This is a genomic window from Streptomyces sp. NBC_01723, assembly GCF_036246005.1.
In the GTDB taxonomy this organism is placed as follows: Bacteria; Actinomycetota; Actinomycetes; order Streptomycetales; family Streptomycetaceae; genus Streptomyces.
Map to the genome: position 1 here is coordinate 8563842 of NZ_CP109171.1, position 13377 is coordinate 8577218.

Here is a 13377-nt window from a genome sequence, read left to right on the forward strand (position 1 = left end):
CAGGAGGACGTCGGACAGACCGGGGTACGGGCCCCGGCCGCGTGGACGGGGCCGACGCCCGGGTTCCCCGGATCGCGGCCCCGCAACGGGGCACCGCCGCCCGGCCCGCGCCACCCCCGCGTCGACCTTGTCCGTGCGGGTAGTCGGGGTGGCATGAGTGAAACGGACCCGACGAAGAACGTGCAGGACTGGGCCACCGGCGAGGAACCCGCGACCGGCCCGCAGCTGAGCTATCTCCGGACGCTGGCACGCGAGGCGGGTGAGGAGGTCCCCGAGAACCTGACGAAGGCGGACGCGTCGCGGATGATCGACCGCCTGCAGCAGGCCTCACCCCGGACGAAGGAGGCGGGTCCGGGCGGCGGAGAGGCCATCTGACCGGCACACCCGGCCCGGCTGACCGGAAGCGGGGCCGGACATGCGTGGAAACGCTCGCTGCTGCTGCTGCGCGCCGCGGACGCGCCGGCGGACACCACCGGTCTGAGCGAGGTCCGCCAACGCGCCCGCGAACCGGTCAGCGGCGACCTCGAGCCGCACTACGTCGGCCTGGTCCTGGCCGAGCGGCGACGCATGCGCCGACTGATCGACCGGACCGGCGTCGCTCCCATGGAGTACTCCTACGAGACCTACTCGATCGACGCCACCCGGCCCACCGCCCGGGCGGCACGCGAGAAGCGCACCGTCGTCGTGCACAGCCCCGAGGAGCTTGCCGACCAGTACGGGCCGGACGCGGTCGCCGCCTTCGGACAGCTCGGCCTGCACACGGCGGTGTGCGTTCCGCCGCCCGGCGCGGTCAGCTCGTTCGGCACCCTCGTCCTCGGCTGGGCCCACCCCTACGAGATCGACGTGCTGGAGCAGGCCGCGCGGGCCTCGCTGGCCGGATACACCGCCCGCACGGTCGAGCGCGCCCTCTTCGTCGACGACCGCGCTCACCGACCGAGCGGCCAGCATCCTGACCACCCACCGGCGCGACGATCTCCCGGCGCCCCTGTCACACCTGGTCGACACCGTCGCGGGAACGACCGCCCCGGACGACATCGTCCTCCTCGCCGTGCGCGTCAAGGAGTGAGCGACGCACGGCGCGGGAGACCTTCCGGCGGTGACCGGCGGTTTCCTGGACTCCGGCTCCCTCACCGGGCCGCGGGGGACTCGCCCGGTCGGCCTCCGCGACGGAGCGCGCCTCGATGTCGGGAGCCCTTCACGGCGGCTCGCCGTGCTGCCGTTCGCGACCGCGCGCCGTTCTGCCCCGCTGCACGGCCCGTCCGGCCCTGCCGCTCCCGCGCCCGGCCTCGGGCGAGGCCTCCCGCGCAGCGCGCCCCGACGTCTTCCCGACGACCTCACCGGCGCCGTCGCCCACCTCCCGGACCGCCTTCCCGGCACTCTCGCCGACGCCCCGGACCGCGTCCCCCGCTCCTTCCGCCAGCTCTCCCGCGACCCGGCCGGCGCCGCCGCCCAGGTTCTCGGCCGCGGAATCGAGGCCGGACGTCAGCTGCTCGAGGATCTGCGGATGGGCGTCGACGGTGGACAGGACCCTGCCGACCATTTCGGCGACGTTGTCCAGACGGACCTTGAGCATGGCCTGCGCCTGGACGCCCTTGATGTCGAGCTCCACGCGGCCGAGCGAGACGTCGGCCCCGACGTTCAGCTTGAGGAGTTCGAGCACCTCCACGCTCAAAGACACCCTGGCCTGCAGGTTCTCCACGTGCAGGCTGATCTCCTCGACGTGGAGCTCCGGCACGTCCAGGAGCACGTCCGGCTCGCCGTCGTGCCCGGCACCGGCCGCTGCCTCCTCCTCGTCGTCCCACTCCTGCTCGAACGTCTCGTTCTCAGCGTCGTCGCGGTCTGGCATAAGACCCCTCACATCGCATAGGCGTCTCTTTTCATACTGCATCAGCCGCACGTCGGAGCGCAGAGGGAGCGGTCACGACGTCCCGGTGCCCGAGTCCACGGTGATGTCAGGCGCGGACATGTGCCCGTGCAGCGGCAGCCCTGTCAGGTCCGCCGCCGGCTCGGTGTCCCGCAGGGTGTCGCCGAGCCACTCGCACATCAACACGGTCGCGTCGTCCTGCAGTTGCCCGTCGTGGTAGTCGAGGACGGCCTGCATCAGGCGGCGCAGCGTCTCCGGGACGGGCAGGCCGTCGGCGTGGTGGCGGATGAGGAAGTCGGTGAAGCGCTCCACCCCGAACTCGCTGTCGTCGCGACGCCGGGCGTCGGTGATGCCGTCTGTGTAGAGGACGACGCGGTCGCCCGGCTGGAGCTGTTCCCGGCAGACGGTGCTGGACAGGTTCAGGTCGGTGCCCATGGGGTGGGCCGGCGGACACTGCAGGTGACTGACCCACCGGTTGCCGCGGATGACGATGGGCGGGTGGTGACCGCGGTTGACCCAGCTCAGCATCCCCGTGCGGGTGTCGAGGGTGGCGAGGACGCCGGTGACGTACCGGCGGTGGCCGTACTGCTCGACCAGGGCGGCCTCCACCGCGGCGCCCTTGGCGGCCAGACCGGAGCCCTGGCGGCGGGCGTTGCGGCAGGCTCCCAGCGCCAGGGCGCCGCACAGGCCCGCCGCGTTGTCGTGGCCCATGGCGTCGAACAGCGTCAGATGCACCAGCGGCCCGTCGAGGGCGTACTCGTACACATCGCCGCTGATCTGGTAGGTCGGCTCCATCACGGCGGAGATGACGACCCGCCCGTCGGCATAGGTGCGTGGCGGCATCAGATTCCACGCCATCTCCGCCGCGACGTTCAGCGGCTCGGTCCGCATCAGCCGGGCCAGTGTGTCGCTGGAGGTGCGCTTGGTGGCGATCAGCAGGGCCACGAGCGCCGCGAGACGGTCCGCGTCCTCGCGGGCGCGGTCGTCGTCGTGCGCCGAACGCAGGCGCAGCAGTCCGATCCGCTCCGTACCGTCCACCACGGGCACCCACCAGTCGGTGCCGGGCTCCTCCTGGGGCGCGGCGGAGGTGAGCAGCCCGCGCTGGTAGGCCCGCCCCGGGGCGGTGCCCTCGATGCGGATCTCCCGCTCGGCCCCTCGCGGCGGCCCGTCCGTCCCGGCCAGCAGGTGCAGACCCTGATGCCCGAGGTCCGCGACGTAGATGAGGACGTCGCTGAAGCCCGCGGCACGCGCGTGCGTGCGGACGGTCCCCGGCAACGCGTCCACCGGCATGAGGTGGCCGGCGTCCAGCAGGCCGGCGAGCATCGCCCGGGCCCCGGCGTCACGGTCCACGTCCACGGCCAGCTCCCTCCCGCTCGGCAGCCGCCCCCGCGTCAGGTACTGGGGCCCATCGCAGCACAGGAGGCCCGCATGCACCATCGGAGCGGTCACGTCAAGGGATCCTGGGTTCCCCGGGGCCAGAGGGCCCCGAGGAACTCGGGGCTGTCTGCTCAACCCCTGGACGGCGAGTAGCCCCGCCTAACGCGACTCACACCCCCACACCCGCCCCGACTACCCGCATGGCCGCCGTGCCGCCCCGTTCATCCCCGGCGTCCGGCCGGCGACACGAACGCCGCAAGCCCGTCAGTGAAGCCGCCGCGTCGGGGTGCCCGGCTGACAGGACGGGGAACGCGCAGGTCAACGGCTCGTACGGGCCGCAGGCAGCCCGGTGATGCGCCGCGTCCCGCCTCCGACGCCGACCTGGACCGACGTCGTCGCGATCGCTGCCGGGGTCGCCGGCTCAGTGCGGCCCGGGAGCGGACGCGGGCCGGGCCCTTCGCCGCCGTCGCACACCTACGTCGCCACCGGCTTCGGCAGCTGGGGGCTGAGCGGCGGCATCATGGCCGCCGGCGGATCACCGCCCGGATGACCGGAGAGGAGTGCGCGTGGCTAGGCCCGTACGACCCGCGCCGTAGGCGCACGGCGGTGCGCGAGGCACCCGCCCTGCTCGAAGCGCAGGCCGAGGTCGCCGGCCACGTCGTCGGCGACGGGCTGAGGCCCGCACTCCCGGTGGACGCGCTGCCGCCCGGCGAGGGCGCGGTGGTCAAGGCGGACGGCGACCGCGTCGCGGTCAGCACGCTCCACGCCCTCTCCCCGCCTTCCGGCACCGCCAGAACGCCGTCGCGGCGTCGGCCTCCAGCGGCTGATCGGAGACACGCCGCGCATGCCGGTTGACCTCAACCGCTGTGCACAGCAGGCTCGTTCGCGGACACGAGGGGCCCGCGGTGCCTCGCGGGACGGACGACGACCTCCGAGAGAACGGGGTGAAGGACTGTGGCGACGCGTCGCGCGGTGATCATGGCAGCGGGTGCCGGGGCCGTGGCGTCCGGTGTGCCGGCGTCGGCTGCCGGCGCGGACGGGCCCGCCGGGAGCGACGTGTTGGTGGTCGTGGAGAAGGGCGGCCACGCCGTCGGCTTCTACGAGACGACGTCGGGACGGCTGCTGCGGAAGGTGGCACTGCCCGACTACCCGCACGAGATGGTCGTCGACTCCCATCGGCGGTTCGCGTACGTCGGCCACTACGGAGTGCGCATGGCCGCGACGGCCGGCGAGGGCGGCGCCGCGGTCTTCGTCATCGACCTCGCCGGGCGGACGCTCGCCCGGACGATCGACACCCGGCCTTTCAACCGCGTCCACGGCATGGGCATCGACGACCGTGACCGCCTCTACGCGCTCAGCGAGGAGAAGGCGATGCTGCTCGGCTTCGACACGCCCTCGGCCGACCAGGCACCGACGCGGGCCGTCCCCGCGCACGGCGTGAAGACCCACCTGTTCACCCTCAGCAAGGACGGCGAACGCGCCTATGTCACCGGCCTCTTGTCCCACACGGTGAGCCTCGTGCGCCCCCACGACGCCTCCGCCCCGCCGCTGGTGGTGACCCCCGGTCAGCTGCCCGAGAGCAGCTGCCTCAGCCGCGACGAGAAGACCCTGTTCGTCGGCGCACGCAAGAGTTCCGCCCTGGTCGCCGTCGACGCGCGGACCATGAAGGTCCAGCGGAGCCGGAAGGTGGGCGGAGACCCGTTGCGCGTCTACACCGTCGACGACGACCGGCTGCTTGCGACGGACATCGCCGCCAACACCATCACCCTGTACAGCACGGCCCTCCGCCCGATCCGCTCGCTGCAACTCGACGGCATTCCGGCAGCCGTCTCCTTCCACCCCCACGGGCCATTGGCGTACGTGTCCCAATTGGGCACCAACAGCGTTGCCATCGTCGACCTGGAACGCTTCGCCGTCGTCGGAGGCTTCGACACCGGCCTGGAACCGGACTCCTCGGCCCTGCTGCCGACGGTGCGATAGGAACGGCCGCGGCCGGCACGCACGGGTGTCCGGACCGCGCTTCTCGGCGGACGTCAGGCCGGAACCGCACCGCCGAGGATCAGTTCGACCTCGTCCCCGGCGACGGCCGTGCCGCGTACCACCCAGCCGCGTCCGCCGATCGAGGTCCCCGCTCCCGTGGTGTAGGCCGCGACGATGAGCACGGGGTCCGCCGGACCGTCCGTCGACAACCGCGCGTCCGCGATCACACCGTCGGAGAAGCGCACGTCCACGTCGATCGGGGTCGGCCGCGCCGCGAAGGCCCGCGGATCGGGCAGACCCTGGACACGGCACCGCGCCCCAGGGAACAGGTGCGTGCGGTCACACACGGCCATGTACGTGTCCGCGTCGGCCGGCCCGGTGGGGGACGGGGGCATGCGGGACCTCCGCGAGAGTGAGAGGACTCCTGCTTCGCTTGGCGACTCTAGGCCACTCCTGCACGCCCCCACCGCAGCTACGGGGGTTGTTTCGGTCCTTCACGTCCTTGTGGGGTGGCGGCGGTATTCCCCGGGCGTAGTCCCCGTGACTCGCTTGAAGGCGACGCTGAGGGCGCTCTCGGACCCGTAGCCCACGGAACGGGCGATCGAGGCCAAAGTGGTGCCGTCCTTCCGCAACCGTCGGGCCGCGAGCTCGATGCGCCAGTGGGTGAGGTACTCCAGGGGCCCCTGGCCGACCGCGGTCCTGAAGCGCGCGGCGAGGGTGGAGCGGGACACGGCGGCGGCGTCGGCCAGTTCGGCCACGGTCCACGGGTGGGCGGGGTTCCGGTGCAGGGCGGTCAGTGCCGTCGCGACCACCGGGTCCGTGAGTCCGGACAGCCATCCGGACGCTGCCCGTGGAGACCGCTCGAGATGCAGCCGCAGCATGTGGACGAGCATCACCACGGCCAGGTGCTCCGCCACCAGGGCGCCGGCCATCGGCCGGTCCGTCAGCTCCTGGTTGATGGCGGTCAGGGCCCACCGCACGGTCTCGGCGTGCGGGGTGCCCGCGGAGACGTGGAGGACCGGCGGCAGCTGGTCGAGCAGCAGGTCCTGCGCGCGGCTGCTGAAGGTGAAGCCACCGCCGAGGAGAAACACGTCCGACCCCTGGCCCGCGTGGGCGATGCCGTCGACGGCACCGGCGAAGACCGTGCTGCCCTCCACCGGATCCGTCTCCGGGTCGCTGCGCAGAATGTAGGAGCGCGGCCGGGTCAGCAGATAGCAGTCGCCTTCTGCCAGCTCGAACGGTTCCGGCACCCCGTCGACCACCAGCTGGCACGAGCCCCTCCGGACGGCGTTGAACTTCACGACAGGGGGCGCGTCGAAGCGGACGGCCCAGCGCCCGCCCGCGACCAGCCCGGCGGAGAGGTGGCTCCGGGTCTCCAACAAGGTCAGGACGTCCTCGAGTGGATCCATCGCCGACCTCCCCTCCTCGCTGTCTCTGCTCCGACCGCTTCGGGACGTCGGACGCTGACTAAAGAATTGCGGATTCTGAGTGATAGTGCATCCAGTGGGCTCATCGTAGCGTGGACGCATGACGACGAATCCGAGCCCCCTGACCCCCCGTGACTGCCGCCGCCCCCTGCCGGCCATCTCCGCACCGCTGACCACTTCCTTCGGGCCCGACGCTCGCGCCCGCGACGTCATCGAGGGCGCGGACCTCACCGGTCGCCGCGCCGTCGTCACCGGCGGCGCCTCCGGCCTCGGTGCCGAGACGGTCCGGGCCCTGGCCGCCGCCGGCGCGGAGGTGACGGTCGCCACGCGCCGCGTCGAGTCCGCGGAGCCGCTCCTCTCCGAGCTGACCGCCGCCGGGGGAGCGGGCCGGGTGCACGTACGCGCCCTCGACCTCGCGGACCTTTCCTCGGTCGACGCCTTCGCGAACGCATGGCGCGACCCCCTCGACATCCTCGTCGCGAACGCCGGGATCATGGCGTTGCCCACGCGCACTCTCGGCCCGCGCGGCTGGGAGATGCAGCTCGCCACCAATTACCTGGGCCACTTCGCCCTGGCCCTGGGCCTGTACCCGGCCCTGCGCGATGCCGGCTCGGCGCGCATCGTGGTCGTCAGTTCGGGCGCCCACCGAAGCGCGCCCTTCGACTTCGGCGACCCGCAATTCGAGCGGCGGCCGTACGACCCGTGGACGGCGTACGGGCAGTCGAAGACCGCCGGCGTCCTGTTCACGGTGGGCGCCCGCCGCTGGGCGGCGGACGGCATCACGGCCAATGCCCTCAACCCCGGCTACATCCTCACCGGCCTGCAACGCCACGTGGACGACGACACGATGCGGGCGTTCGGCGTGATGGACGACCAGGGCAACGTGAAGCCGCTGCCGTACTACAAGACCGCGGAGCAGGGTGCCTCCACCTCCGTCCTGCTGGCCGCATCCCCCCTCCTCGAGGGTGTCACCGGCCGCTATTTCGAGGACAACGGTGAGGCCCGCACCGTCCGCGCCGAGGACGAGGGGCCCGGTGGCGTGGCCGAGCACGCGCTCGACCCCGAGGCGGCGGACAGGCTGTGGGGCTACGCGACGAGCGCTCTGCGCACCGACTGAGAGCGGCCCGGCCGTCGACGTGACATCCCGCAGGAGTCCGTCGGCGCACCTGGTGTCAGCGCGCCGCCTGATCCGCCGGCTCGTGCGGCCGGGTCTCCGCGAAGGAATACGGCGGCCAGGGACCGAGGAAGCGGATGCGCAGCGCGGGTTCGCCGGCCCCGGCCTCGCTCAGCACGGCGCCCACGGCGTCGATGTCCTCCCGGCGCACCAGCAGGGCGGCGGAGAGCACGGCCGTTTCGCCCGGCGCGCGCTGGGCCGGACCGCGGTCTCGCAGGTCCTCGGCCACCGACAGCAGCCGGCGGCGCAGTCCGGCGTGCAGGCTGTCCGCGAGCTGCCCGGCGGTGTTCTTCTCGCGCTGTTCGCGCTGCTTGGCCAAGAGCCTGCGCATGCCCGGGGAACGTCCATCGTCGCCGCTCTCCGTGTCCGCGGCCCGCGCGCCCGGCTCACCGCCCGTGCCGCGCTCCAGGGCGACCTCCACCCGCAGTTCGCAGCGTCCGGCGAGCGCGTCGAGCTGACCGGTGACCGCGTCCCGCTGGTCCCTGACCCAGTCGCCGAGCCGCTGTTCGGCGCCGCGTCCTGACGCCGTGTCGGCGGCCACCAGGACGTTGAAGGTCATCGGCAGCAGGCTGCCGGTGCGCTCCCAGACCGTCGTGACGGCCTCGCTCTGCTCCGCCACCCATCGGCGTACCTGGTCGTCGTCGCCCTGGAAGGGTTCCGGCACGGCATCGTGCACCAGCGCGGCCACCCCGGTCCCCTGGACGGGCACCAGCCGCAGCCGGCGTCCGTCGAGTCCGGTGACTCCGTCGGCGGCGCCCGGCCGGTCGGGGAGCAGGGCGTAGACGTACAGCGCGCTGTCCTCGGTCATCGCCCGGCCTCCTCCGCCCAGCGCTGGGGGTTGATCAGCTTGTCCACGACGTCGTCGACCACCTCGTCCAGGCCGCGGTGCAGATCGGCGACCGACGCGACGATGCCGTGGTCCTCCTTGATCTGCTCCATCGCCTCGTCCAGCTCCAGCAGGGCGTCGGCGAGGCGTTCGGACTCCTCCGGGTTCAGGTCGCCGCCCTCGATACGGCGCATGGCCTGGCGGTCCAGTGCCTCCTGGATGACCTCGACCAACGTCACCACGAGGGACAGCACTCCGTGTTTGAGGCTCTTCTCGTCGACGGTCAACGGCATGTCGTCCCCTTCTTCCTCCGCGTCATGTCACGTTCCTCGCGGCGCCGCTCACGCGGGCGCCGTCAGCCTGCCGACCGACTCGAACCGCCGGACCCAGGCCACGGGGTCGTCGGCCGAGAGCCGGTGTTCGTCGCCGCCGACGGTGCGCAGCAGCAGGACGCTCCCCTCACCCCCGGGCCCGTACCCCGGTGCCCGGCTCACCTCCGTCAGTTCGTCCGTGGCCAGCACCAGTGCGGGCCGGCCGTCCACCGGCGACTTCCAGGTCAGCCGGTCGGCCGTGAGCCGTGCCCGGCCGCCCCGCCACAGCGGACCGGACCTCCGCGGCTCCTCGTACCACAGGTGTCCGTCGGCGAGCGGAGGTTCCTCCTCGGGGACGCCGGGCGAGAGCGACGGCCCGAGGCTCCCGGCCAGGGAGCGGGTGAGCAGGTCGTGCAGGGTCTCGGGCTCCCGCGCGGAGATCAGCTCCCGCCGGCCGTCGGCCAACGCGACCTCCAGACGGAGGCGTTCCTCGCCGCCCACCGTCTCCTCGGGCCTCAGCCGCACGTCCCGTACGGCGTCCAGGTCCGTCTGCCAGAGCACTTCGCGCGGCTCGTCGCGCAGGACGACCAGGCGCCGGTCGGTGAGATACACGCTGCCGGGTCGCCATCCGTGGTAGACGCCGCCGCTCAGCAGGTGGCCGCCGCTCATCCGCCGCACGACGCTCTCGTCCTCGCGCAGTCCGAGGCCCCGGGGCACGGCGGAACGTTCCGCCCACTCCCTGGTGGCCTCGTCCCAGTTGCGCATCATGCCGTACTCCAGCATCGTCTCCATCCCCGCGATCGCCGCCCGCACCGAGACGCCGATCAGTGGGATGTCCGCTACGGCGACGATGAGGTCGAGGTGCAGCACCGCGCCCTTGTTGAGCAGCACTTCCACCAGGTCGTCCAGGGTCACCCGCGGTTCCCGGGTGGGACGCATCGGCGGCTGCTCACTCGCCACGGGGCTCGGCCTCCCGCTCGGCGGAACGCCGGGCGCGCTTGCTGTCGCCCTCGCGGTCACCCTTGTCGCCGTCGTCGTCCCTGCCGCCCTCCACGGCCGCGTCGTCGCGGCTCACGACGGCGGTCTGGCCGGACGCCTCCCGCATCTGCGCCTGCGCACTGCGCCAGCCGCACCAAGGGCACCACTGGTTCAGCAACTGCTCCACGGGGGCGCGCTTGCCGCACGCCGGACAGGACTCCTTCTCCTCGCGCGTCTCGCGCCACGCGGCGGTCTCGGTGTCCGTGCCGGAGGGGAACTCCAGCCCGTACCGGGCCGCCGTCTCGAAGGAGGCGAGGGCGGCCCGCAGGCGGATACCCAGCAGTTCGACGCCGGCGACCGAGACCATGATGTCGGCGTTGAGCACGAGGCCCTTGTCCAGAAGGGTCTCCACGACGTGCGCGAGGCTGCCCTCGCCGTCCCGCCGAGGCTGCATGGGGGCCGCACCGACGGCCGGAACCGTACGGGCGGAGGGCTCGCGCGCGGCGGCAGTGGCGGGAAACCCGCCCTCACCCGGGGAGGTTCTTCCGGTAATGCTGCTCATCCCACCCGCCTGTCCGGTCCCGCGCCTTTCATACCCGGCGACCGCTCGCGCACGGTGGCCCGCCGTGTGACACGGGGCACCGCGGGGGCCGGTCCGGCCCGTCACTCAACGAGCGCGTACACACCGATGATCACCACGCCGATCAGCATGTCCATGAATCCCGCCCGCAGAGACGACGCCCAGCGCAGGCCGGCGGTACGGGCCGCCGAGATGCCGAGGCAGAACAGGGCGACGGTGTTGAAGAACAGGGCGACGTCGGCGGCGGTCTCCTCGGACCACCAGTGCGCCACCGCGCCGAGCAGCAGGCACACGGTGGGCAGCGCGGCCGCGACGAGGGGCCACTCGGCCAGCACCGCGCGCAGCCGGCTCGGCCTCGCCCCGCCCTCGGCGACCGCACGTTGGGCGATGACGTGCGCGTAGCCGTGGGCGGCGCTCGACGCCAGCGCGGTCAGGAGCACCCACAGCGCGTCCTCGCCGGGGTCGGCGACCTCGCCCGGCACGTCCAAGGCCGCCACCAGGGCGCTGGCCAGGACCAGGCCGTAGATGCCGCGGAACAACCACAGCTCGGCGGTCCTGGGCGGCAGACCTCGCCGTCGGGCGGCACTGTCGGAATGGACGTGGTCGGCGGGTTCGGACATCGCGTCGCCTCGGTGCGGGGGAGGAGTGGGTCGGCCCATGCTCGCCCGCCCGGCGCCGGCGAACACGGTGCCACGCGGTCGAGCCGGGCCGTTCGTCCGAAGGAGCCGACGCCGGACCCGCATGTCTCACCCCGGACGGCGATACCGCCACGATCACGCGGTGCGCAGACGGCGTTACGAGCGATCGAACAGAGCGACGACGCTCCGAGGAGCTTCCGGGCCGAAGAAACGCTCCAGGTTCCGCGCCGAACGGCCGGCAGCATCGCCGCCACGCGGGAACAGCCGCGCTTCGTAGGCGGTGAGCGCCGCCTCGACGTCACTTTGCCCGACCAACTCACCCGCCAGGTCCGCGCCGTCGTACAGGGCAAGGTTCGCGCCCTCGCCGGCGAAGGGCGACATCAGATGCGCGGCGTCGCCGACGAGCGTCACGCCGGGCATCCTCTCCCAGCTGATTCCGACGGGAAGGGCAGGGATGGGCCGGAGCCACGGTTCCGCGTCGCTCTCCGTCACGAAGGCGGTCAGCAGCGGCGACCAGCCGTCGAACTCGCCGACGACCCGTCCAAGGCCGGCGGACGGATCGCCGGAGCCGACCGACCTCATCCACTCCTCGGACTTGTTGAGCGCCACGTATCCGCGCACCCGCCCGTCCGCGTAGCGGTGCACGATGATGCCCTTGCCCGGTGCGACCGCCATCAGCGTGCCACTGCCGATCGCTGCCGGGCTCGCCCGACGGGTCCGGTCGCCCGAGGCGAGGGCGACCTCGACAAAGCACATTCCGCTGTTGGTTCGTACCCGGCTCCATCCTCCTCGTCGGACTCTTCACCCAGCCCGCCCTCCCCGCGCCGCTCCTTCCCACCATCGCGATCGAGCCCGCACCCCCGGTCGTCGCGAGTAACGCGTGGTTCACCATGAACGGGGGCCGGGCGGATCTCGTCGCCACCGCACTCGCCGGCTACGCGCTCCTGATGGCCCTGGTCCAGCTCTCCCTGAACTCGACGCGTCCCCAGGTGCCGTGCCCGGTCATGGCACCGGCTCACCGCGGTCGATCCGTGCGGACAGGTGCCGCGTAGGATCGCCGTCCGAGGGGTGATGGCATGGTCATGAGGCAGTGGTGGGGAACGGCGATCGTGGCGGCACTGCTGCTCACCGGTTGCGGTGGCGGCGCCGAGGCCGACGGCGCGAGCGACAAGGCGGCCGCGCTCTCCGAGGACCAAGTGCGGGACGTACTGCCGGACGACGAGGCCATGCCCGGCTGGAAGCGGTCCGCTCGGCCCACGGCCGTGAAGATGAACGACCTCTACCGCCGCGAAGCCTGCCCGAACAAGGGCAACGCGGGCTGCGAGGACTCCCGGTTCTTCGGCGCCTCGGCCTTCCGGCACGACGACAACGCCGCGTACGTCAGCTTCCTGGTGATCGCCTACGACAGCGAAGAGGCCGCCGAGAGTGCGTACCGCGTGCTGTGGGACGGCCACTACGGCGAGAAGGCCGGACCGAGTGCCAAGTCGCTCGAACTCGGCCCGCTCGGCGATGAGCGAGACGCGCGGTTCGGCACGTCCGGCTTCAACGGCGAGCCCGGCGCGGTGACGCAGACCCGGGTGGGTACGACGTTGCTGTGGACCGAGTCGGCCTCCACCGGCAAGGGCGGCATCGACGAGGAGAACGTGCGGGAACTGGCCACGGTGCTCGCGGACCGCTCCCGGCAGGCGCAGAACGGGGATGCGGTGTCGGCGAGCCTCGGCGGCTGACCCGGACCCGGCCCGATGGTGATGTCGCGTTCCGTTCTGCAGCGCGGAGATCTGGTGGGCAGAATCGGTTCCATGGAGGCGGATCAGTCACCGGAGCGGACCCCTGATGGTCATTTCGTCGTCGTCAAGGGGCGGAAGTGGCGGGCGACCGACCCTTCCGTCCCGGAAGAGGCCGCGGCCCGTCTTCGACGCCATTTGATGTCGGCTCGGCGTGCGGTGCGCCGTGCGCTCGCCGAGAGCGACGCGAGGGCTGAAGCGGCGGCGCGTGCGCGGGTCAACCGCGCGAAGATTGCTTTGGGGGAGCGCGGTACGCCCTGGTGGGAGCAGTCTGACGGGGCGCGTCGGGAGCGTTGGGAGGGCGGGTTGGCGGAGCTGGATGAGCGGGAGTCGGACGTGTAGGCGGCGTCCGGGGTTGCGGTGCGAGAGCGGGGCGGCCGGCATGGGACAAGGCCCCGAGGCCGACCCGCTGAGGCAATCTCCGGGCGGTCAGGCGAA

General features: G+C 72.7%; 16 protein-coding genes and 1 pseudogene. 6 read left to right on the forward strand and 11 right to left on the reverse strand.

Going from position 1 to position 13377, the window contains the following annotated elements; all coding sequences use genetic code 11:
• Window positions 1–153: 153 nt before the first annotated feature.
• Window positions 154–375, forward strand: a complete 222-nt coding sequence (locus OIE75_RS39775; RefSeq protein WP_329473851.1) for a DUF3072 domain-containing protein — start codon at window positions 154–156, stop codon at window positions 373–375.
• Window positions 376–623: 248 nt separating this feature from the next.
• Here the strand turns inward: OIE75_RS39775 and OIE75_RS39780 are convergent, their stop codons facing one another.
• The 3 genes from OIE75_RS39780 to OIE75_RS39790 all read right to left on the reverse strand — a co-directional run bounded on the left by OIE75_RS39780 (window position 624) and on the right by OIE75_RS39790 (window position 3187).
• Complete coding sequence (locus OIE75_RS39780) at window positions 624–806, reverse strand: hypothetical protein (protein ID WP_329473852.1); 183 nt, start codon at window positions 804–806, stop codon at window positions 624–626.
• A 389-nt stretch (window positions 807–1195) separates the two neighbouring features.
• A complete protein-coding gene (locus OIE75_RS39785; protein ID WP_329473853.1) occupies window positions 1196–1846 on the reverse strand; it encodes a hypothetical protein in 651 nt (216 codons plus the stop codon).
• A gap of 72 nt (window positions 1847–1918) precedes the next feature.
• Entirely contained in the window at window positions 1919–3187 is a 1269-nt protein-coding gene (locus OIE75_RS39790; protein WP_443078478.1) for a PP2C family protein-serine/threonine phosphatase, read from the reverse strand.
• A gap of 505 nt (window positions 3188–3692) precedes the next feature.
• Between OIE75_RS39790 and OIE75_RS39795 the strand changes: the two are divergent.
• Together OIE75_RS39795 and OIE75_RS39800 are read left to right on the forward strand one after the other, a co-directional pair.
• Window positions 3693–4018, forward strand: a pseudogene (locus OIE75_RS39795) (FAD-dependent oxidoreductase); the annotation flags it as partial.
• A 177-nt stretch (window positions 4019–4195) separates the two neighbouring features.
• A complete protein-coding gene (locus tag OIE75_RS39800) occupies window positions 4196–5221 on the forward strand; it encodes a YncE family protein (protein WP_329473855.1) in 1026 nt (341 codons plus the stop codon).
• Between the two features lie 53 nt (window positions 5222–5274).
• Here OIE75_RS39800 and OIE75_RS39805 read toward each other — a convergent pair whose 3' ends face one another.
• Together OIE75_RS39805 and OIE75_RS39810 are read right to left on the reverse strand one after the other, a co-directional pair.
• Window positions 5275–5616 (reverse strand): hypothetical protein, encoded by a 342-nt coding sequence (locus OIE75_RS39805; RefSeq protein ID WP_329473856.1) that lies wholly within the window; start codon window positions 5614–5616, stop codon window positions 5275–5277.
• A 99-nt stretch (window positions 5617–5715) separates the two neighbouring features.
• Window positions 5716–6630 carry an AraC family transcriptional regulator gene (locus OIE75_RS39810; RefSeq protein WP_329473857.1) on the reverse strand — a complete coding sequence of 305 codons (915 nt, stop codon included), beginning with the start codon at window positions 6628–6630 and terminating at the stop codon, window positions 5716–5718.
• 118 nt (window positions 6631–6748) lie between these two features.
• On the opposite strand from OIE75_RS39810, the gene OIE75_RS39815 reads away from it, so the two are divergent.
• Window positions 6749–7765 (forward strand): SDR family NAD(P)-dependent oxidoreductase, encoded by a 1017-nt coding sequence (locus tag OIE75_RS39815; RefSeq protein WP_329473858.1) that lies wholly within the window; start codon window positions 6749–6751, stop codon window positions 7763–7765.
• A 55-nt stretch (window positions 7766–7820) separates the two neighbouring features.
• On the opposite strand, the gene OIE75_RS39820 is transcribed toward OIE75_RS39815, so the two are convergent.
• From OIE75_RS39820 to OIE75_RS39845, 6 genes are all read right to left on the reverse strand, one after another.
• On the reverse strand, window positions 7821–8630 hold the full coding sequence (locus OIE75_RS39820) for a GvpL/GvpF family gas vesicle protein (RefSeq protein ID WP_329473859.1): 810 nt from the start codon (window positions 8628–8630) through the stop codon (window positions 7821–7823).
• Window positions 8627–8941, reverse strand: coding sequence for a gas vesicle protein K (locus OIE75_RS39825; protein ID WP_161326557.1), 315 nt, complete (start codon window positions 8939–8941; stop codon window positions 8627–8629). Before OIE75_RS39825 ends, OIE75_RS39820 begins: the two co-directional genes overlap by 4 nt.
• A gap of 48 nt (window positions 8942–8989) precedes the next feature.
• On the reverse strand, window positions 8990–9919 hold the full coding sequence (locus tag OIE75_RS39830) for a gas vesicle protein (RefSeq protein WP_329473860.1): 930 nt from the start codon (window positions 9917–9919) through the stop codon (window positions 8990–8992).
• Window positions 9909–10391, reverse strand: coding sequence for a gas vesicle protein (locus OIE75_RS39835; protein WP_329473861.1), 483 nt, complete (start codon window positions 10389–10391; stop codon window positions 9909–9911). The genes OIE75_RS39830 and OIE75_RS39835 overlap by 11 nt, the downstream gene beginning before the upstream one ends.
• A gap of 209 nt (window positions 10392–10600) precedes the next feature.
• Window positions 10601–11137: a hypothetical protein gene (locus OIE75_RS39840; RefSeq protein ID WP_329473862.1), complete on the reverse strand. Its 537-nt coding sequence runs from the start codon at window positions 11135–11137 to the stop codon at window positions 10601–10603.
• Between the two features lie 174 nt (window positions 11138–11311).
• Window positions 11312–11830, reverse strand: a complete 519-nt coding sequence (locus OIE75_RS39845) for an FAD-dependent oxidoreductase (RefSeq protein ID WP_329473863.1) — start codon at window positions 11828–11830, stop codon at window positions 11312–11314.
• Window positions 11831–12231: 401 nt separating this feature from the next.
• Here OIE75_RS39845 and OIE75_RS39850 point away from each other — a divergent pair, with 401 nt between their 5' ends.
• Together OIE75_RS39850 and OIE75_RS39855 are read left to right on the forward strand one after the other, a co-directional pair.
• Window positions 12232–12882, forward strand: coding sequence for a hypothetical protein (locus tag OIE75_RS39850; protein WP_329473864.1), 651 nt, complete (start codon window positions 12232–12234; stop codon window positions 12880–12882).
• 72 nt (window positions 12883–12954) lie between these two features.
• Complete coding sequence (locus OIE75_RS39855; RefSeq protein ID WP_307017358.1) at window positions 12955–13281, forward strand: hypothetical protein; 327 nt, start codon at window positions 12955–12957, stop codon at window positions 13279–13281.
• Window positions 13282–13377 lie beyond the last annotated feature (96 nt).